At 71.9% G+C, this 18719-nt stretch carries 15 protein-coding genes; 6 read left to right on the top strand and 9 right to left on the bottom strand.

Annotated features, from left to right (window positions below; genetic code table 11):
* The first annotated feature begins 647 nt into the window (after positions 1–647).
* Positions 648–1976 carry a Rieske 2Fe-2S domain-containing protein gene (locus ACF07B_RS28020; RefSeq protein WP_392180967.1) on the top strand — a complete coding sequence of 443 codons (1329 nt, stop codon included), beginning with the start codon at positions 648–650 and terminating at the stop codon, positions 1974–1976.
* 313 nt (positions 1977–2289) lie between these two features.
* Here ACF07B_RS28020 and ACF07B_RS28025 read toward each other — a convergent pair whose 3' ends face one another.
* The 3 genes from ACF07B_RS28025 to ACF07B_RS28035 all read right to left on the bottom strand — a co-directional run bounded on the left by ACF07B_RS28025 (position 2290) and on the right by ACF07B_RS28035 (position 7229).
* Positions 2290–4368, bottom strand: a complete 2079-nt coding sequence (locus ACF07B_RS28025) for a HEAT repeat domain-containing protein (RefSeq protein ID WP_392180968.1) — start codon at positions 4366–4368, stop codon at positions 2290–2292.
* Between the two features lie 263 nt (positions 4369–4631).
* Positions 4632–6500: a phosphatidylglycerol lysyltransferase domain-containing protein gene (locus ACF07B_RS28030; protein WP_392180969.1), complete on the bottom strand. Its 1869-nt coding sequence runs from the start codon at positions 6498–6500 to the stop codon at positions 4632–4634.
* Between the two features lie 378 nt (positions 6501–6878).
* Positions 6879–7229 carry a hypothetical protein gene (locus ACF07B_RS28035; RefSeq protein ID WP_392180970.1) on the bottom strand — a complete coding sequence of 117 codons (351 nt, stop codon included), beginning with the start codon at positions 7227–7229 and terminating at the stop codon, positions 6879–6881.
* A gap of 204 nt (positions 7230–7433) precedes the next feature.
* Here ACF07B_RS28035 and ACF07B_RS28040 point away from each other — a divergent pair, with 204 nt between their 5' ends.
* Positions 7434–8186: a hypothetical protein gene (locus tag ACF07B_RS28040; protein WP_392180971.1), complete on the top strand. Its 753-nt coding sequence runs from the start codon at positions 7434–7436 to the stop codon at positions 8184–8186.
* 133 nt (positions 8187–8319) lie between these two features.
* Entirely contained in the window at positions 8320–8970 is a 651-nt protein-coding gene (locus ACF07B_RS28045) for a sigma-70 family RNA polymerase sigma factor (RefSeq protein ID WP_392180972.1), read from the top strand.
* A 104-nt stretch (positions 8971–9074) separates the two neighbouring features.
* Here ACF07B_RS28045 and ACF07B_RS28050 read toward each other — a convergent pair whose 3' ends face one another.
* Positions 9075–10154, bottom strand: coding sequence for an NADH:flavin oxidoreductase/NADH oxidase (locus ACF07B_RS28050; protein WP_392180973.1), 1080 nt, complete (start codon positions 10152–10154; stop codon positions 9075–9077).
* Between the two features lie 171 nt (positions 10155–10325).
* Between ACF07B_RS28050 and ACF07B_RS28055 the strand changes: the two genes are divergently transcribed.
* Together ACF07B_RS28055 and helR are read left to right on the top strand one after the other, a co-directional pair.
* Positions 10326–10676 (top strand): ArsR/SmtB family transcription factor, encoded by a 351-nt coding sequence (locus ACF07B_RS28055; protein WP_369479698.1) that lies wholly within the window; start codon positions 10326–10328, stop codon positions 10674–10676.
* Positions 10677–11056: 380 nt separating this feature from the next.
* Positions 11057–13204, top strand: a complete 2148-nt coding sequence (gene helR / locus ACF07B_RS28060) for an RNA polymerase recycling motor ATPase HelR (RefSeq protein ID WP_392180974.1) — start codon at positions 11057–11059, stop codon at positions 13202–13204.
* 300 nt (positions 13205–13504) lie between these two features.
* Here helR and ACF07B_RS28065 read toward each other — a convergent pair whose 3' ends face one another.
* Positions 13505–14854, bottom strand: coding sequence for an FAD-dependent oxidoreductase (locus tag ACF07B_RS28065; RefSeq protein WP_392180975.1), 1350 nt, complete (start codon positions 14852–14854; stop codon positions 13505–13507).
* A gap of 213 nt (positions 14855–15067) precedes the next feature.
* Here ACF07B_RS28065 and ACF07B_RS28070 point away from each other — a divergent pair, with 213 nt between their 5' ends.
* A complete protein-coding gene (locus ACF07B_RS28070; RefSeq protein WP_369479858.1) occupies positions 15068–15538 on the top strand; it encodes a DUF6214 family protein in 471 nt (156 codons plus the stop codon).
* Positions 15539–15624: 86 nt separating this feature from the next.
* Here the strand turns inward: ACF07B_RS28070 and ACF07B_RS28075 are convergent, their stop codons facing one another.
* The 4 genes from ACF07B_RS28075 to ACF07B_RS28090 form a co-directional block, all read right to left on the bottom strand.
* Positions 15625–16302, bottom strand: coding sequence for a TetR/AcrR family transcriptional regulator (locus ACF07B_RS28075; protein WP_392180976.1), 678 nt, complete (start codon positions 16300–16302; stop codon positions 15625–15627).
* A gap of 181 nt (positions 16303–16483) precedes the next feature.
* On the bottom strand, positions 16484–16720 hold the full coding sequence (locus ACF07B_RS28080) for a hypothetical protein (RefSeq protein ID WP_369479694.1): 237 nt from the start codon (positions 16718–16720) through the stop codon (positions 16484–16486).
* 176 nt (positions 16721–16896) lie between these two features.
* Positions 16897–17601: an HAD family hydrolase gene (locus tag ACF07B_RS28085; RefSeq protein WP_369479693.1), complete on the bottom strand. Its 705-nt coding sequence runs from the start codon at positions 17599–17601 to the stop codon at positions 16897–16899.
* Between the two features lie 182 nt (positions 17602–17783).
* Positions 17784–18719 (bottom strand): M56 family metallopeptidase, encoded by a 936-nt coding sequence (locus ACF07B_RS28090; RefSeq protein WP_392180977.1) that lies wholly within the window; start codon positions 18717–18719, stop codon positions 17784–17786.

The following is an 18719-nucleotide window of genomic DNA, read 5'->3' on the forward strand; positions in this document are numbered from 1 at the left end:
GTGTGCGGTTGTGCTCGGTGCGTGGTTCGGACCTGGGACGTCGAGGTGCGGCGTCCAGGTCCATCTCGGCTGGTGGAACGGCTGGTCAGGCGTCGTCCGGTGCCGTTGGCGATATCCGCAGGGGGTGTCATGCCCCTGTGTTGGCGTAGTCATGGTGATGCCAGTTCGTGGTCATCTTGCGACGGAACGATCTCACAATGTGATCACTTGAGGGAGACTTGAGGTTCGCTTTGCGTGCACGTGTGTAACCGGCCTTCCGTGGTCGGTGGCCACGACGGGCCCCTGCGCGTCTCCTGGCCCGCTCCACGGCAAATGCCCGCTCACCAGCGCAAGTTCAATAAGGCATGCCGTTCTTGGGTCAAAAAGCTGTGGGTGGATAAAGCGGTGCCGGTCGCAGCATGATGGCTGTGTCAGGGATCACGAGCGTGACCCTGATTCCGTGGGCTCCGGAGCCGGCCGCCCCAACGGGGGACGCCTCGACGGCGGGGGCGTCATCCACGGCCGGGTGTCTCCTGCCGGACCGTGCGGGAACGGCGTCCTGGGCGCAGTGGTGACGGCACGACATTCCTCGGTGTGACAGTCCATTCGCGCAAATGGACTGTCCGGAGTTCCCGTACGACCGCATTCCGTGAGGTGAAGGGACCAACATGCTCTCAGCCGAGAAGAACCAGATCCTGTCGGAAGTGGGGCCCGGTACGCCGATGGGCGAACTGCTGCGCCGGTACTGGCATCCGGTCGCGCCGATCCTGGAACTGAGCCGGCGGAGAGTCAAACCCGTCAAGCTGCTCGGCGAAGACCTCGTGCTGTTCCGCAAGCCGGACGGAAGCCACGGTCTGATCGCCCGCCACTGCCCTCACCGGGGCACCGACCTGAGTGTCGGATGGGTCGACGGCGACGTCATGCGGTGCCCGTACCACGGCTGGGCGTTCGACTCGGAAGGAAGGTGCGCCAGCCAGCCGTTCGAAGAGGCGGGCCCGTCAGGAGGGTTCCGCGACAAGGCCGGCGTCACCGCCTACCCCACGGCCACACTCGGCGGTCTGATCTGGGCCTACATGGGACCGGACCAGGCGCCGCTGCTGCCCGACTTCGAGCCTTTCAGCTGGGGTCACGGCTTCGTCGAGATCATCATGACCGAGCTCCCCTGCAACTGGTTCCAGTGCCATGAGAACGGCATGGACCCCGTGCACTTCGAGTGGCTGCACCTGAACGGCAACGCCGTACGAAGCAACCCGGATGACCCCGAGTACGTGCCCAGTCACTTGTCCATCGACTTTCTGGAGTTCGAGCACGGCTTCGTCAACGGCCGGGTCGTGGAGACTCCCGTCGTTCCGCCCAAGGGAACGTACGCGGGCACGAACGATGTGACCGAGGGTGGCATCCTCTGCCTCTGGCCCTACACGCTCGCCTCGGGAAACACGATCGAGTTCCGCGTCCCGATGGACGACCGGCGCACGCTCAACATCACGTGGCAGTACTCGGTGCTGCCGGACGACGTGCCCGCCGGGAAGCAGGAGCAGGACAGCATCCCGTTCTGGTACGGCCCGCTCACCGACCCGGTGACCGGCGAGATCCTCACCTCGCACACCGGGAACCAGGACTTCGCCGCATGGGTCGGCCAAGGGGTCGTCGCGGACCGGACCACGGAGAGTCTGGGGCGCAGCGACAAGGGCATCACCTTGTTGCGGCGCAGGTATTTCGAGGCGATGCAACAGGTCGAGAAGGGCGAGGACCCGCCGGGCACGGTGCGTGAACCCGAAGCCAATGTGAGGATCCCGCTTCCGCTCATGGGCAAGTCCCTCTACACCGAAGGGATGCCGCGCCCGGTCTTCGAGGAGAAGCTCGCGGCCCGGAAGAACAGCGGCCTGTTCGGGATCGGCGGATTCCTGACGGTCCAGGCGGGGCGTCCGGATCACCTGCAGAAGGAGTACGACGAGATCGCCGGCGTCGCTCGGACGCAGACGGCCGATGCCGATTGACAGCAGTCACGCGGAGTGTTCCCGGCCTGGCCTCACAGGGGGGCCGGGGCCTCCGGTGCTTGGACGGTCGCCGGCCGCTCTCCGCACCCGATCGCGTGCGCAGAGCGCGCTCGACGCCTGTGAAGGCATCCAGCCGTCGGACGTCGGGAGGTCCCGACTCTCCGGTGAGCCGGGCCGGCACCCTCGGCACCGGGCACCCCGCCGCGTGGACCGTTGGGACGAGGACTGGGACCGGATCGGACCGCTGTGGGGCCGGACGACGAGCTGAGCGGACGCCGACTCCCCGCCTGCGGATCCCGCGTTCGCGGCCTCGTCACGTGGTCCCCAGCGTCGTCCGGCAGTCCCGCAGGAGCAGTTCGTCGTCGAGCACGTCGTGGCTGCCGTGACCGCCGGAGCGGGCCCGGTGCCGTCGGGGCGAGGCCAGTTCCGTGCGGACCAGGTCGTGGACGGGCGCGCCCGCGACGCCCATCCGGACGAGGCACGCGGCGATGGTGCCCCGGGTGTACGGGTTGTGCCGCCAGGCTTCACGGAACACCGGCAGGACAGGTTCCGGGTCTCCGGCGATCTCCCACAGGGCGCAGGCGGCGGCCGTCCGCTCCCACACCCCGGCGGAGTCCGCCAGGTGCCGCAGTCCGGCGAGCGCGGGCGCGGCCGCCGCCCCCATACGGCCGAGGACCTCGGCCGCCGCCCGTCGGCTTCTCTGGTCACCCTCCGGGGCCAGTGCCCCGAGCAGCACCGGAAGGACGGCCTCCGCGTCCCCCTCCACGGACCGGAGCGCGTCGGCCGCCGCCACGGCGTTCTCGGCCGTCAGCAGTTCCCGCAGCGCCGGCACGGCCTCACGCGCCCGTGGACCGAACGCACCGAGTGTTCTGGCCAGCGCCTTCACCAGGACGTCCCGGAGCCGCAGGTCGCGCGGCGTGCCGTGCAGCAGCCGCAGCACTTCCGGTACGGCAGCGGCGTACCGCAGGGTGCCGAGACCGCGGAGCAGCGGCACGGCGCGGTCGTAGGTGTCCGGGGAGTCGAGCGGGACCTCGGCCAGCCGCTCGCGCAGCAGCGGAGCCAGGGGCGCCGCGGCCGGGCCCAGATGTCCGATCGCGTCACCGGTCTCGTTCGGCACGGCCGGGTGCCGCAGCACCTCGGCGAGGGCCGGTACCGCCCGCGCGTCCCCGCAGCGGGCGAGGGCCTTCAAGGGCCGGTACAGCGTCGCCGTGCCTCGCCTCCGGGAGTCCGTGCCGGACTCCACGAGGTCGGCGAGCCGGTCGGCCGCCGGAGCCGCCAGAGTGAACAGGAACTCCAGGACGGACACCGCGGCGCAGCGCAACCGCTCCTCGTCCGAGCCTAGTTGCTCGCCGATCAGCGCGACCGGCTCCTCGTACGCGGCCCGCCAGTCACGGAACAGCCCCGCCGACATCCACACGGCATTGCACCGGTCGGCCGTGTTCCGGCTGCTCAGCTGTCCCTTGAGCAGGGCGATCCGGTCCGTGGTGCGGTCGCCCAGAGCCTTGTGGAGTGTCCGCAGGAGCTGAGCGCCCTCCTCGTCCGCGGGGCGCATACGGCGCAGACTGCCGATGAGGGTGTCGGTCGACGTCCGGACGGGCTCCGTGGACGGCCGGATCCGCTGTGACCTGGTGTGGAGCAGTGCGACGACCGTGGGTACGAGGTCGGCGGGCAGCCGGTCGGGGGCGCACGAGGCGAGCTGTCCGAGCGCCGCGAGCCGCAGTCCCGGGTCGTGCGGCGCGTCGCACAGCGCCACCAGACAGTCCACCGCGGGGGCCGTCGAACCGCCGTGGAGCCGGGCGAGGAGCCCCAGGCTCTCGACCAGCGCCAGCCGGACACCGCCCTCCTGCTCGTCCCGCAGCCGCTCGCTCAACAGGGCCAGGACGTGCGGCGGTTCGTCGTGGAAGCGTACGAGTGCCGACGGCGCGGCGCGGCGCACCTCCGGGTCCGCGTCCGTGACGAGGCCGAGGAAGACGGCGGCACCGGCCCGGACCGCCGCGCGCGCCATCGCGTGGTTGTCGTCCCCGGGATCCTCAGCGTTCTGTCCGCCTTCGGCCCGGTCCCCGTCCCTGTCCCCGTCCTCGCCGTCCCCGAAGGCGTCCCCGAGGGGCTCTCCGTCGTCCGATCCCCCGATGCTGGTGAGCAGTTCCACGATTCCGCCCCGGTCGGGAAGGCCCGTCTGCCCGGCGAGTGCGAAGAGGAAGGGGACGGACGCGAGCGTCGAGTCGTACACATCGCCCTGGTGGTGCACGGCTCCGTACATCCCGTCGAGCGCGGTCTCCCGGTCCTGGGGAAGCGGCGAGGCGAGTCTCCGCAGCAGCTCCGGCACGTCCGCGGCGCTTCCGTAGGCATGCTCCATCGAGGCCCAGTCGACCTCGTCGATCCCCCTGAACACGGTGTCCTCCCCATGCGTACGGCCATTGATCGTGAGTGTGCACCACGGCACTGACAGTGACGCCCGGGAGCCGTCCCGTCGATGGCGTCGGTCCGGCCAACTACGGGGTGAACGGCCGTTTTCCGACGGTCGGCCGGAGCGACGCCGTCCACTTGAGGGCCCGGCCGGGGGAGGAGCGAGCCGGGAGACAGCGCGGCCGGGCACCCTTCCGGGTGCCCGGCGCGTGTGCCGACGGGAGCGCGGCGGCCGCTCGCGCCGACGGCCTAGTCGCGCGGCGCGGACGACAGGGGACGACCGGAGTGGGCCGAGGGTGTCGCCAGGGGCGGTTCGGGGGGCCGCCGGTCCGGGTGCGCCGGTCGCCGGGAGGTGAACCGGGGGAGGGCCGGCGGGGCGAGGAAGCCCTCCGCGCGGGCCGCGGCGATGCCGATCCGCGGAAGGTCGGCGCTCTTCTCGAACAGGAGGTAGCGAGGCTCCCAGACCGGCCGGTACTTGGCGTTGGCCCGGTAGAGCGATTCGAGCTGCCACCAGCGCGAGAGGAACGTCAGCACCGAACACCACAGCCGCAGCACGGGTCCCGCGCCCAGCCGGGTGCCACGTTCGAAGACGGACCGGAACATCGCGAAGTTCAGGGAGATCCGCTCGACGCCGAACTCCTCGGCGCGCAGCAGCAGCTCGATCACCATGAACTCCATGAGCCCGTTCTCGGAGTTCCGGTCGCGGCGCATCAGGTCCAGGGAAAGCCCCCGCTCACCCCACGGCACGAAGCTCAGCACGGCCCTGGGCTCGCCTTCGCCGTCGTGGCACTCCAGCATCACGCACCGTCCGTCGGCGGGGTCTCCCAGCCGGCCGAGCGCCATGGAGAAGCCGCGTTCGGTCGCTCCGTCGCGCCACTGGTCCGCCTTGTCGGTCACAGCGGCCATCTCGGCCTCGGGGATGTCCTCGTGCCGTCGTACGCGGACCGTGTAGCCGGCGCGCCGGACCCGCTTGTGCGCCTGCCGGACGCCCCGCATGGCGCGCCCCTCCAGGGTGAAGTCGGACCGGTCCACGATGGCTTCGTCGCCGAGCTCCAGGGCGTCCAGGCCGTGCCGGGCGTAGACGGTCCCGGCCTCCTCGCCGGCGCCCATCACGGCGGGTGTCCACGCGTGCCGCCGTGCCTCCCGCAGCCACGCCTCGATCGCGCCGGGCCAGGCCTCCGGGTCGCCGATGGGGTCGCCGGAGGCGAGGCTCACGCCGCCGCCGACGCCGTACGCGATGGCCGCCTTGCCGCTCGGGGACCAGATGACGGCCTTGTCGCGGCGCAGTGCGAAGTAGCCGAGCGAGTCGCGTTCCCCGTGCCGGGCCAGCAGGGCCCGCAGCCTCGTCTCGTCCTCCTCGCCGAGGAGTTCGAGACCGCGCGGCGAACGGAAGCACGCGTAGAGCACCAGCAGGAACGTGACGGCCATCAAGGCGTTGACGAGGATGTCGACCCAGCGGGGGGCGACGACGCTGTCGAACCGGTCGGCGAGCGGGCCGACGCTGATGCCACGCAGCAGGGTGTACGCGATCCGGTCGCTCAGCGGTGTTCCCGTGACGCGGTTGGTGGCGCTGACGAGCAGGGTGCCGAGCGTGGCGCTGACGAGCAGACCGCCCGCGCCGACGGCCAGCGCGAGACGGGGGTTCGAGCGGTCCCCGACAGCCTGGAACTCCTTGCGCCCCAGCAGGAGGGCGAGGACGAACAGAGCGGTGAGCAGGGCCGAGATCCAGTTGAAGACGTGCCGTTGGTAGCGGTCCTGGGTCAGCGCCACGGTGTAGAGCGCCAGGAGCGGTCCGGCGAGCAGCAGGTTGAAGATCCAGGCGGCTCGTTTGCGGCGCCGCATCACGAGCGCGAGAAACAGGGCCAGCGCCGCCGAGATCAGCCCGGCGGTGGCCAGATAGGGAGTGAAGAACTCGCCTCCGTTGTGTTCGTGCACCTCTTCGCGGAAGGGCAGCGAGATCACGGCGACGATGTTGAGGACGGCGAGCAGTCGCAGATACCAGACCGTGAACGCGGCGGCTCGTGGCCGGATTCCGTCCTCCGCCCGTCCGGACCGGGTCCCGCGGCGCGGGCTCGCGTTCCGCTGTTCCGGGATGAGCGCTGACTGTTGTACGGACACCGTGGAGCATCACCTTGGGGAGAGGGCGGGAGAGCCGGTGGGAACAGCGGCCGGAACACTACATCTTGTAGGGAAGAGAGGGGTTATGGCCAGTAGAGAGGCGGGGTGAAGAGGTAAGGAGGTGTTGAGAATGCGGGAGACGCGTCCGCGTCGGGCCTGTCCGGCGGGCGTCGTTCGCTGCCGCCGGCCGGCGGAGTCCGGCCGCATAAGCACCGGCAGGCCCGGCCCGGCGTCGGCGACGGTCAAGCCCATGTTGACGGCTGAGAGTCGGTCCTGGCGGCGCAGAGTCGGTCTGGCGGCGGAGAGTTGGTTCCGGCACGGGTGAGCCGGATGCCTCCAGGTGCTCGCCCCTCATCGACGGCGCCCGTCGCGGATCCCTCAGCGGCGGTGTGACGCGCCCCGGTCGCCGGCGGACGTTCCGAACGGTCCGCCCGGACGCGGCTTTCCGTCGTCGGGGAGCGGGCGGTCGCGCGTGGTCGCCCACCACAGGAGGTCACCGAGCGCCGCCCCCGCCGAGACGAGGGCCGTGATGACCCCGGCCATGGTCAGCCCGTCGCCGAGGTGCGGGCGGCCGTGCAGGGCGTGCAGGTCGAACCCGCACAGGTGGTAGACGCCCAGCGCGGCGATCCCCAGGCTCGGCACGAGCAGCGCCAGCACGGACGCCGGTCCGCGGGCCGGGCGCCCGGTGTCACGGTCCTTCACGGGCTCCCCCTGCCGTACGACGGTCACCGCCGGGACCCTACAGTACGTAGGGTTCCGCTGTCCTGGCCGTGCTTTCCCGCCTGCGGCGACTACCCGGGACGAGCGCCGCCATGCCGCGCAGGGGTGTCCGGACCCCGTGATCCGGATCACGGGTGCGCCGCCCGTCCAGCGCCCGCGGATTTCCGTACCCGTTCATGACGTCCGGACCCCGGATGCGAGGATGAGGCCGTCATGACTGCCGGGTGGTGTACACGCATGCTGCGGGCCGTGATGTTCGCGGCCGTCTGTGTGGTGCTCGCCGCCCTCGGCCACGTCATGATGTCCGGTTCTCCGGTGGCCTGGTGGGCGCTGGCGGGCGCGGGAACGGGTACGGCCGGAGCGGGTTGGTGCCTGGCCGGCCGTGAACGCGGGCTTCCGCTCGTCGTGTCCGCTGTGGTGCTCGCCCAGGGCGTGCTCCACAGCGCGTTCTCGATGGCGCAGTCCCTCGCGTTCGCCGCGGACACGGGCCCGGGTGCCGGACCGGGTCGCTCCGGCGGCGCCATGGACGGCATGGCGATGGGTGCCATGGGCTCGATGGACATGAGCTCGATGGACGTCATGGGTCTTGGGCCCATGGGCACGAGCGCCATGGGTTCCATGACCATGGGTTCCGGGACCATGGGTTCAGGAGCCGCGGCGCATCTGTTCCCCTGGGGGGCCGACGCGGGCTCGCCCTCGTCGTTCGGCATGTTCGCCGCGCACCTGCTCGCGGCCCTGCTGTGCGGCCTCTGGCTCGCGCACGGTGAGCGCGCCGCGTTCCGCGTCCTGCGGGCGCTGGCCGGCCGACTGGCCGCGCCCCTGCGGCTGTTGCTCGCCCTTCCCGTGCCGCCCTACAGGCCGACGCTCCGGGTGCGCCGACGCTCCTTGGACCGTGCCCCGCGCCTCCTCCTTCTCGTTCACGCGATCACTTCCCGGGGTCCGCCCGTGGGGACCGCTGTCGCCTGAGACAGCCCGCTCCCCGAAGCGCCACCTGTGCGCTTCGGGCATCGGCCGTACCTCCTGTACGGCCGCACCCCCACCACCGGACCCATGGGCCGCGCGCCCGTCCGGATCACGGATGACCCGAGAAGGACACCTGGTGATCACTTCTGCCCTGCCTGTTTCCCGTCCTGGACACGAGAGGCGGAACGAAGACGGCCGAGCGGTGTCGGCCGACGAGTCGGCGACCGCGTGGGCGCTGGCCGCCCGCGCCGGTGACCCGGTCGCGGTCGAGCGCTTCGTCCGCGCGCTGCACCGCGACGTCGTGCGCTATGTCGCCCATCTGTCCGCCGATCCGCAGGCCGCCGAGGACCTCGCCCAGGACACGTTCCTGCGGGCGTTGGGCAGTCTGCACCGGTTCGAGGGGCGCTCGTCGGCGCGGACCTGGCTGCTGTCCATCGCCCGTCGCGCGGTGATCGACAGCCTGCGGTACGCCGCCGCGCGGCCACGGTCGACCGGCGCCGCGGACTGGCAGACCGCGGTGGAACACGCGCAGCCGACCGGTCTGCCCGGCTTCGACGACGGCGTCGCCCTGCTCGAACTCCTGGCCGCGCTTCCGGGCGAGCGGCGCGAGGCGTTCGTCCTCACGCAGATGATGGGTCTGCCCTACGCGGACGCCGCCCTGGTCAGCGGCTGTCCTGTCGGAACGGTCCGCTCCCGAGTGGCACGTGCCCGCGCGACCCTGATCGCGCTGCTCGCCGAAGCGGAGGCCGAGGTGACGGCCGGCAGAGCCGCGCCGAACGCCGCCTGACCGGGCGGGACCGGGGTCCGGCTTTCGGTACGGGCGGTCGTGCGGCACGTCGACCATCCGTACCGAAAGTCCGACCCCTCTCCGGCCTCCGCGCCGGACGGCGTCTACACGGAACGGTGGTACTGATCGGGCACGTGGACCTCGGCGTCGAGTTCGCGTGCCGCGAGCCGGGCGAAGGACGGGTTGCGCAGCAACTCCCGTCCCAGCAGCACCGCGTCGGCCTCCCCGTTGGCGACGATCTTCTCGGCCTGCTCCACCTCGGTGATGAGACCGACGGCGGCGACGGCCAGCGAGGTCTCCCGCTTCACCCGTGCGGCGAACGGGACTTGATAACCCGGTCCGACGGGAATGCGCACGCCGGAGGCGTTCCCGCCCGTCGAGACGTCGAGCAGGTCCACGCCGTGCGCGTGCAGTTCGGCGGCGAAGCGGACGGTGTCGTCCACGTTCCAGCCCGCGCCCTCCAGCCAGTCGGTCGCGGAGACGCGGAAGAAGAGCGGCTTGTCCTGCGGCCAGACCTCCCGTACGGCGTCGACGACTTCGAGGGCGAACCGGGTGCGGTTCTCGTACGAGCCGCCGTACGCGTCGGTGCGGTGGTTGGAGTGAGGGGAGAGGAACTCGTTGACGAGGTAGCCGTGGGCGCCGTGGATCTCGACGATCTCGAAGCCGGCCGCCAGGGCGCGGCGCGCCGCGTCGGCGAACTGGCCCACGATCTCCCGGATTCCGTCGGCCGTCAGCTCGTCGGGAACCGGGTGTTTCTCGTCGAACGCGAGCGCGCTCGGGGCGAGCGCCCGCCATCCGTACGCGTCCGGGCCGACGGGGGCGCCGCCCTTCCAGGGGCGGTCGGTCGAGGCCTTGCGCCCACCGTGCCCGAGCTGCACGGCGGGCACCGTTCCCTGCGCGGAGAGGAAGCGCGTGATGCGACGGAAGGCCTCGACCTGGGTGTCGTTCCAGATGCCCAGGTCGTACGGGGAGATCCGGCCCTCGGGCGAGACGGCGGTCGCCTCGACGATGACCAGTCCCGTCCCTCCCGTGGCGCGGGCCGCGTAGTGGGCGAAGTGCCAGTCGTGCGGGGCGCCCGCCGAGGGGCCCTCGGGCGCGGCCGAGTACTGGCACATCGGCGGCATCCACACCCGGTTGGGGATGGTGACTTCGCGCAGGACGCAGGGCTCGAAGAGAGCACTCACGGCCGACTCCATTCGTGGCGGGACCGGTGGATGCCTCGTACGATAAGCCTCGTAGTACGGCGAGTGTCAAACTACGACGCCTCTCGTACAATGACGGCGTCGGGTGAAGCCGCCGGACGATGCCGAGGGCGAAGGGGCGAGGACGAGGTCCCCCGACGAAGTGGAGCCGCCGTGACGACCGCCGCCACCAGTGGGCGTGATCTGCCGCATCCCGCGCGTGAGGAGATCCGGCTGGAGTCGGTGCTGCACGCGCTGTCCGACCCCATGCGGCTCCGGATCGTCCGTGAACTCGCCGCCGAAGGCCGTGAACTCTCCTGCTCGGACTTCGTCCTGCCGGTCACCAAGTCCACGACGACACACCACTTCCGGGTGCTCCGTGAGAGCGGGGTCGTCCGCCAGGTCTACCGCGGGACGGCGAAGCTCAACGGCCTGCGGGCGGACGACCTCGACGCGCTCTTCCCCGGACTCCTCGGCCGTGTCCTGGAGGCGGCCACACGGCAGGCCGGGCGCCTGGAGCCGTGACGCTTCGAGGCGGCCGCCGGCGACGTCTCCGGGCGGCACCGGTTCGCCCGTGTGCGGAGGTCCGCGGGCGCGTACGGGTCCGGACAAAAAGAAAGGGCAAGGGGGAAATTCATCCCTTGCCACTCTCAACTTATAGCGCACCAGGGGGCTTGCGGCAAGGCCCCGGTCGTACCGCAGAATCACTGGCCGAAGCCAGAACCTGCGGAAATCGGAGCGTCGCGACGTGTGCGTGCATTTGTCGGTCAACGGTGTGTGCGGCGAAGACGCACCCGGGGCGAGGACCGCGCCGAGCGCGTGGCTGCCCGGCGGGGACGCGCGGGCGGGCGTACGACCGGCGCGACCGGCCTCCGCGGGCGACACCCCGGACGGGAGCCGCTGACATGAGCCCTTTGACCACCAGTGCGTTCCGCCTTCCCGGCAGTCTTTCCGCCAAGGCGGACCCGGCACTGATCGCCGGAGACGAGCGGCACTTCGCGGCCGTGGAGGAGAGCCTCGAACGCGCGATCGGCGAACTGTCCGACCGCCTCGACGCCGAACGCAGGGCGCCCGGCGGCCTCGGCCGCGAGGCGATGGAACGAGACCTGGAGATCCACCGGCTGACCGGCCGGCTCCGCGCGCTGCGCCGCTTCGGACTCGACCTGTGCCTGGGACACATCGTCGCAGCGGACGGCTCCGGACCCGTGTACATCGGGCGTCTCGGCCTCACCGACAGCGAGGGCCGCCGGCTGCTCACCGACTGGCGCTCTCCCGCCGCCGAGCCCTTCTTCGCCGCGACCCACGCCCATCCGATGGGTCTGGCGAGCCGCCGCAGGTATCGCTGGACCGGCGGCCGGATCAGCGACTACTGGGACGAGGTGTTCACCTCCGACGGGCTGGAGCGGCACGCCGCGCTCGACGACCAGTCCGCCTTCATCGCCGGCCTCGGCGGCAGCCGGTCGGCGCGGATGAGGGACGTGCTCGCCACCATCCAGGCCGACCAGGACGCCGTCATCCGGGCGGGATCGCGCGGCGCTCTCGTCGTCGACGGCGGTCCGGGCACCGGCAAGACGGTCGTCGCGCTGCACCGTTCCGCCTACCTGCTCTACTCCGACCCCCGGCTCGGCCACAGGCGCGGCGGCGTGCTGTTCGTCGGTCCGCACCAGCCCTACCTGGCGTACGTCGCCGACGTCCTGCCCAGCCTCGGAGAAGAGGGCGTACAGACCTGCACCCTGCGCGACCTCGTCGCCGAGGGGCCCGGAGCGGGCGTCGAGCCCGACCCGGACGCGGCCCTCCTGAAGTCGTCCGCGGACATGGTGAAGGCGATCGAGACGGCCGTCAGGTTCTACGAGGAGCCGCCTGCCCGGGGGATGACGGTCACGACCCCGTGGGCCGACGTCCGGCTCAGTGCCGAGGACTGGGCCGAGGCGTTCGAGGCGGCCGAACCGGGCACTCCGCACAACGAGGCGCGCGACCAGGTCCGGGAGGCGCTGCTCGCCATCCTGACGGACAAGCACGACGACGACGTCCCGTCCGAACCGCTGCGCAGGTCGCTGCTGCACGACCAGGAACTCCTCGGCACCCTCGACCGGGCGTGGCCGCTGCTCGACGCGGCCGACCTCGTGGCCGACCTCTGGTCCGTACCCGCCTACCTGCGGTTGTGCGCTCCGTGGCTCGGACCCGACGACGTCCGCAGACTCCAGCGCCCGGACCCCCAGGCGTGGACGGTGTCCGACCTGCCCATCCTGGACGCGGCACGGCAGCGGCTCGGCGACCCCGAGACGTCCCTGCGAAGGCGCCGCCACGAGGTCACCGTGGCCGCGGAACGCGAGCGCATGGCGGGCGTCATCGACAACGTGCTCGCGGCCGACGACGACGGCGAGGGCGCGGTGACGATGCTGCGCGGACAGGACCTGCGGGACAGCCTGATCGACGAGGGCGGACTGCCCGCCGCCGAACCCGACCTGCTCGCCGGGCCGTTCGCGCACATCGTCGTCGACGAGGCACAGGAACTGACCGACGCGGAATGGCGGATGCTGCTCCTGCGCTGCCCTTCCCGGAGCTTCACCATCGTCGGGGACCGCGCCCAGGCCAGGCACGGTTTCGCCGAGTCCTGGCAGGAACGGCTCGGGCGGGTCGGACTCGACCGGATCGACGTGGCCACGCTGACCATCAACTACCGGACGCCGGAAGAGGTCATGGCGGAGGCCGAGTCCGTCATCCGCACCGCGCTGCCGGACGCCAACGTGCCCACCTCGGTCCGCAGTTCCGGCATCCCCGTGATCCACGGCTGCGTCGCGGACCTGGAGTCGGTGCTCGACACCTGGCTGCTCGAACACGACGAGGGGACCGCCTGCGTCATCGGCGATCCCACGTTCCGGGCGACCTCCCGGATCCGGTCGCTGACACCGGAGTTGTCGAAGGGACTCGAATTCGATCTGGTCGTCCTCGTCGACCCGGAGACGTTCGGAACGGGCGTGGAAGGCACGGTCGACCGCTACGTCGCGATGACCCGGGCGACCCAGCGACTCGTCATCCTCACCAGCAGCTGACGCCGGCGGACAGACGCCGGGTCCGGCGGCCTCGGCCCGGCGCCGACGGTGGAAGCGCGGGGTGGGGCCGCCGCCATGACCCGCGGCCCCCACCCGTCACCGGGACGCGTCACGCTCCCGCGACGGCGATCGGACCCGGCCGTTCGCGCGGTCGTGAAGGCGCGGCCCTCCGCGCTCGTCCTGAGCCGCCGTCCACCGCCGCCGGGAGCCGGTCCGTCCATGCTGCCGCCAGGAGTCGGCCGGGTGCGCGTGAGGGTCCGCTGTCCGTGCGGTCGGGGGAGCCGGCCGCCCGCGCGGCCGTCAGAACCCGGCCGTTCGTGCCGCCGTCCGGAGTGCGTCCCAGTCGGGGAGCTTGACCACCTCGCGGCCCAGCCGTGCTCCCCGCTCCGCCTCGGCGCGCTCGATCGCCTGCCATCCGGCCCATTCGACCGGCCGTATCCCCTCGGCCCGCAGCGCCGTGAGCGGATCATCGGCGGCCTCCCGCCTCACGAGGTCGGGGGCGTCCTCCAGCAGGGAGGTCACCGTCTCCTTCGCGCACGGGCGATTGGTCCCGATGACACCGGTCGGGCCCCGCTTGATCCAGCCCGCCACATACTCGCCCGGCGAGACCTCGCCGTCCCGCAGGACCCGTCCTGCCCGCTGCGGGACCGTGCCACGGGCGGCGTCGAACGGCATGCCGTCCAGCGGGATCCCGCGATAGCCCACCGAACGCAGCACCAACTGGGCCTCGATGTCCTCGAATCGGCCGGTTCCCCTCACCCCGCCCGTCCCGTCCGGCACCGTCCGCTCGAAACGCACCGCGCCCACCCGGCCGCTGTCGGCGAGGAGTTCGACGGGACGCAGGAAGAACCGCGGGCGGATGAGCCGCGGCCGGCCCTGCGGCGCGGCCGCCGCCCAGCCCCGCAGGACCTCCACGTTGCGGCGCTGCGCGGCGGGCAGCCCCGAGGGATCGAGGTAGGCCGGATCGAGCGCGAGCTCCGCCTCGTCCACGCTGATGCCGGCCTCCGGCAGGCCGCCGAGCTCGCGCAGTTCCTTCGTGGTGAAGCGGGCCTGCGACGGTCCGCGCCGCCCGACCATGCTGATCTCGGTGACCGCGCTGGCGGCCAGTGCGCCGAGCGCCGCCTCCGGTATGTCCGTGGGGCTCAGCTCGGGCGCGGTGCGGGCGAGGATCCGGGTCACGTCGACGGCGACGTTCCCGACACCGATGACGACGGCCGAGCGGGCGCCGGCCACGAATCCCTCGGCCGCGGAGTCGGGGTGCGCGCTGTACCAGGAGACGAACTCGGTCGCCGACCAGCTGCCGGGCAGATCCTCGCCGGGCACGCCGAGATGCCGGTCGGTGGCCGCTCCGACGCAGTACACGACCGCGTGATACAGCTCCCGCAGCCGCGCCACCGGCACTCCGCCGGGTCCCACCTCGACGCCGCCGAGGAAACGCACCCGCTCGTCCTCCAGGACGGTCCGCAGATTGTTCTGGAGCGACTTGATCTTCTCGTGGTCGGGCGCCACGCCGTAGCGCACGAGCCCGTACGGGCAGGGCAACCGGTCCAGAACATCGACGCGGACGTCGGGAGGTCCGCTCCGCTGGACAAGACCCTGTGCGCTGTAGACCCCACTGGGCCCCGAACCGACGACGGCGACACGCAGCACTGCGGAACTCCTTACCCGAGGGATCAGGAAGATCGCTGACAGGACATCGCTGGTGCTCCCAGGATCTCACCACGGGTGCTCCGCTGACAGGGTGCGGAGCGTGCCGGTCGCGCGCGTGTCCGTTCGTATGGAATGTGATGATGCGGTTACGTTCCGTATGTGCTAGACGCATCGTTCCTTAATCTGTCCGACCGCTGCCGAGCGGACGGCGAGGTGTCCGTGTGGCCCGCCTGGGAAGTGCGGGAGTCCCCGTCGGGCGTCACGTCCTGGTTCAACGTCCGGCTGGCCTTCACCGACGGCGCCCGGGTCGATCTGCTCGCCGTGCTGTCGGAGGAGGCCCTGTCGATCGAGGACGTACGAGCCGAGCCGCCCCTCTCGCTGGACGACCTCGCGATGGTCGCCGAGTGGATCGAGGAACCGCTGTCCGAGGTGTACGGCAGCCGTCTCGGCCCCGGCGGCGACCAGGACCGGGAGAGTCAGGCGCGGCGCGCCCGTCCCGCCTGGCCGCGCGGTGCCGAGGGCCGTCAGCTGGTGGCGGAGGAGTACCGGGCGGCGCAGAAGGAGGGCGCGGACCCGGTGCTCGCCGTCATGGACGCCACCGGCCACAGCCGCCGCAAGTCCCTGAGGCTGATCGCCGGGGCGCGGGACGCGGGGTTCCTGACACCTCGCCACGCCCGCCGCTGACCCCGGGCCCGGACACCCGCTCGTGTTCCGTCACGCGAGCCCGTCCGGATCCGGCGGAACACCGTGCTCGGCGCCCCGCGGCCCGGCTATCGGGACGGACCGGCCTCGGGCTCCGGATCGGTCGCGAAGAAGCGGGACAGATCCGTCTCGCGGGGTCCGTCCGACGCCTCGGCGTCCGGCGGCACCCCCATCTCCCAGTCCAGCCGGTAGCGCTTGAAGAGTTCGGCCCGCAGCACCGGGGCCTTCATCGGCACGCCCGGCACCAGTGCCGCGTAGACAGCGCCCATGAGCAGGGCACGCAGCATCGGGTAGTCGGCAGAGACCTGCTGCGACCCGTAGCGCGCCACGGTGTCCCCGAGCAGCTCGGAGAGCCGTACCTGTTCGGGGCACTGGACGAAACCCTCGGCCTGGAGCAGTCCGGCCATGTGCTGGCGCATCAGCACCGGCTGGTCCTGGGTGAGGCGCAGGATCGCGTCGATGACCCGCGCCATCCGCTCCCGGCCGTCCTCGCTGCGCGGTGCGCGTTCGAGGGCTTCCTCCAGGGTGCGATGCATCAGCCGGTGCACCGCGGACTGGAGGAGCTGGCGTTTGCCGGGGAAGTAGTACGAGACGAGTCCGCGCGCCGATCCCGCTCGATCCGCGATGTCCCCGAGCGTCGTGGCGTCGTAACCGCGCTCGCTCACCAGCTCGACCGCGGCTTGCAGCAAACGTTCCCGGGAACGCCGCCGCAACTCTTCATTGACCGAGGCGCTTCGCGGGGACATGCTGTAACTCCTGCGTTGACTGGCTGCCAGCCAACTATACTCAACGCGTCCGGATCCAGGCCCTTCTCGGGTTGGTTCCGGGCTGCCGCCGACCTGGGGCGACGCGGGGGATCGCCTCAGGTCGGACGTGCGGCAGCGGGCGCCGGGCGAGTGCTGTCCGCTCGGCGGCCGTCCCTGGGCCTCATGGGCCGTGGTTCGCCGTTTCGGGCATCTCGCCCATGTCGCCCTGAGGCGGGCGCCGGTGCGCGGAGAGATAGGCGCGTCGCCAGTTGGTGACCATGTACCAGCCGACCGCCAGGCTCAGCAGCAGATTGCCGGCAAGGGTCTCCCTGTCGTCGCTGCGAACCGTGTTGAGGAGAGCGGCGGCGGTGACATAGGTGAGAAAGCCGGCGAGGAGGATCCAGAACGCTGTCTTCATGACGGACCTCGGGACTGTATGACGGAGGCGCCAACCTAGCCGTGGATCCCGAATTACGAGGCGTTTGACCTTTGTTGGCCAGAACTTGACCATATCGGCCCGCGTGGGGCCCGAAGCCACCAGCCGGACGAAGCCGCCTGGACCGGTGGGTGTCCGAGGCCCGGGGCGCCGGCACGTCAGTCCGTGCCCACCAGGTCGAGCACCGGCCGCAGTCCGTCCGGGCGGTCCGTCGCCGGCAGGTGGTCGACGAAGTACACCGCGCAGCCGAGGGCCGCCGCGCCGCCGTCCGCCCTGCGGTCGTCGCCGACCATCAGGGTGTCCTCCGGGGCGATGCCGAGTTCGGCGCAGGCGGTCGCGAAGAGCCGCGGATCCGGCTTCTGGACGCCGTGCTCGTACGACAGGACGTAGCTTCCGACCAGCGGGTCGAGCCCGTGTTCACGGAAGACGGGCCGCAGGTCCCAGCCGATGTTGCTGACCACCCCGACGGCGAGACCCCGCTCGCGGAGCACGCCGAGCACCTCGGCGGCGTCGGGATAGGGCCTCCAGGCGGCGGGCCGCATCTGGCGCTCGTACAGCGCGTCGTGCAGAGCGGGATCGGGCAGCGACACCTGCCGGGAGAGACCGGTGAACGCCGCTCTGTGCTGCTCGGCACCGCGGTCGCGGTTCTCCCACAGGGCGACGAGGTGATCCGGCACCGGCCGCGTCGGACGGGCTCCGCCCGCGAGCGCGCCCGCCGCCTCCAGGGCGCGCGCCTTCTCGGCCAACTCCGGCTCCGGGAGGGGGAGACCGGCCTCCGCGAGCACCGCGCGCAGCCATGATTCCGTGTCCTCCACGCGGAAGAGGGTCCCGGAGAAGTCGAAGAGCACACCCTTGAAGGTCATGCGGGAGATTTTTCGCGGCACGTCCCGTGGTGGTCAAGGAACCCCGGTCCCGGAGAACCCGCGCGGGAGTCCGAGGTGCCACCGACCGGCCCGACGCCCCCGCCGGCCCGGCCGACACCACCGCGGAACCCGGCCGGCGTCCCCGCGGGACCGGGCCGACGATCCGGCGGGACCGGGCTGACCTAGCCGAGTGCCCGCAGGCCCGGTACGAAGGCCACGAGGACCGGGACGACCGGCACCAGCGCGGCTGCCGCCGTCAGTTGGAGCCGACGGGCTGTCGTGAGCCGGTGCCGGGGGGTGAGGAGCCGGTCCACGCGCTGGGGCACATGGGCGCCCGGGGCCGATCCGGGTCCGAACACGCCCCGGTCCTCGTTGAGTTCGACCAGGGCGAGGGCGATCGTGAGCCGGCCGAAGCGACGTGACGCCACGTCGTCGGCGGCGAGCTCGACCAGCCGGTGCATCTCGTCACGAAACGCGGCGAACACGGGAACCTGCGGGAACCCGTTGGCCAGCGCGGCCGAACAGTGCAGCAGCCAGTCGTGCCGGGCCCGCGCGTGTCCCTGCTCATGGGCCAGTACGGCATCGAGCTGACGTCCCTTGAGACGGCGCAACGCGGCTGTGGTGATGACCAGTTGGGGAGCCGTGCCGGGCAGCCACCAGGCGTCGGGGCGCTCCCCCTCCAGCACCACCAGACGATCAGCGCCACCTTCCTCGCCGGGCAACAGCGGGGCCCGCACCAGGAGTTCGGACCGGCTCTGCCGACGGCGCAGCCGCGACCGTACGATCTCGCGCGCCAGCATCGCCGCGGTCCAGGCGCCGCCGCACGCGAGCGCCACGGCCGTCGCGGCGGCCCAGGGGCTACCGGCACTCAGCGCGTAGGCGTCGACGACCGACGCCGGCGCGCCGCCGAAGACATGGCCGCGCACGGCCACCCAGGCGGCGGACGCGCTCAGCGTCATCGACAGGACACAGCACAGCAGGACGGCCGCCACCACGCATTGCCACACCCACAGGGCGACCACGGGTTCCCGGTCCGGCCAGTCGGCCCGTGCGAGCAGTCGCGGAGCGACCACGGAGGCAAGGGCGCCGAGCAGCAACAGTGCCGCGGGGACCATCAT

Origin of the sequence: Streptomyces sp. NPDC015532 (genome assembly GCF_043078065.1) — a bacterium.
In the GTDB taxonomy this organism is placed as follows: domain Bacteria; phylum Actinomycetota; class Actinomycetes; order Streptomycetales; family Streptomycetaceae; genus Streptomyces.

Bases quoted from the DNA above. Each gene is read 5' to 3' on its own strand.
- ACF07B_RS28020 (WP_392180967.1), top strand. From the start codon at position 648: ATGCTCTCAGCCGAGAAGAACCAGATCCTGTCGGAAGTGGGGCCCGGT.
- helR (WP_392180974.1), top strand. From the start codon at position 11,057: ATGAGCCCTTTGACCACCAGTGCGTTCCGCCTTCCCGGCAGTCTTTCC.
- ACF07B_RS28040 (WP_392180971.1), top strand. From the start codon at position 7,434: ATGACTGCCGGGTGGTGTACACGCATGCTGCGGGCCGTGATGTTCGCG.
- ACF07B_RS28085 (WP_369479693.1), bottom strand. From the start codon at position 17,601: ATGACCTTCAAGGGTGTGCTCTTCGACTTCTCCGGGACCCTCTTCCGC.
- ACF07B_RS28075 (WP_392180976.1), bottom strand. From the start codon at position 16,302: ATGTCCCCGCGAAGCGCCTCGGTCAATGAAGAGTTGCGGCGGCGTTCC.
- ACF07B_RS28080 (WP_369479694.1), bottom strand. From the start codon at position 16,720: ATGAAGACAGCGTTCTGGATCCTCCTCGCCGGCTTTCTCACCTATGTC.
- ACF07B_RS28090 (WP_392180977.1), bottom strand. From the start codon at position 18,719: ATGATGGTCCCCGCGGCACTGTTGCTGCTCGGCGCCCTTGCCTCCGTG.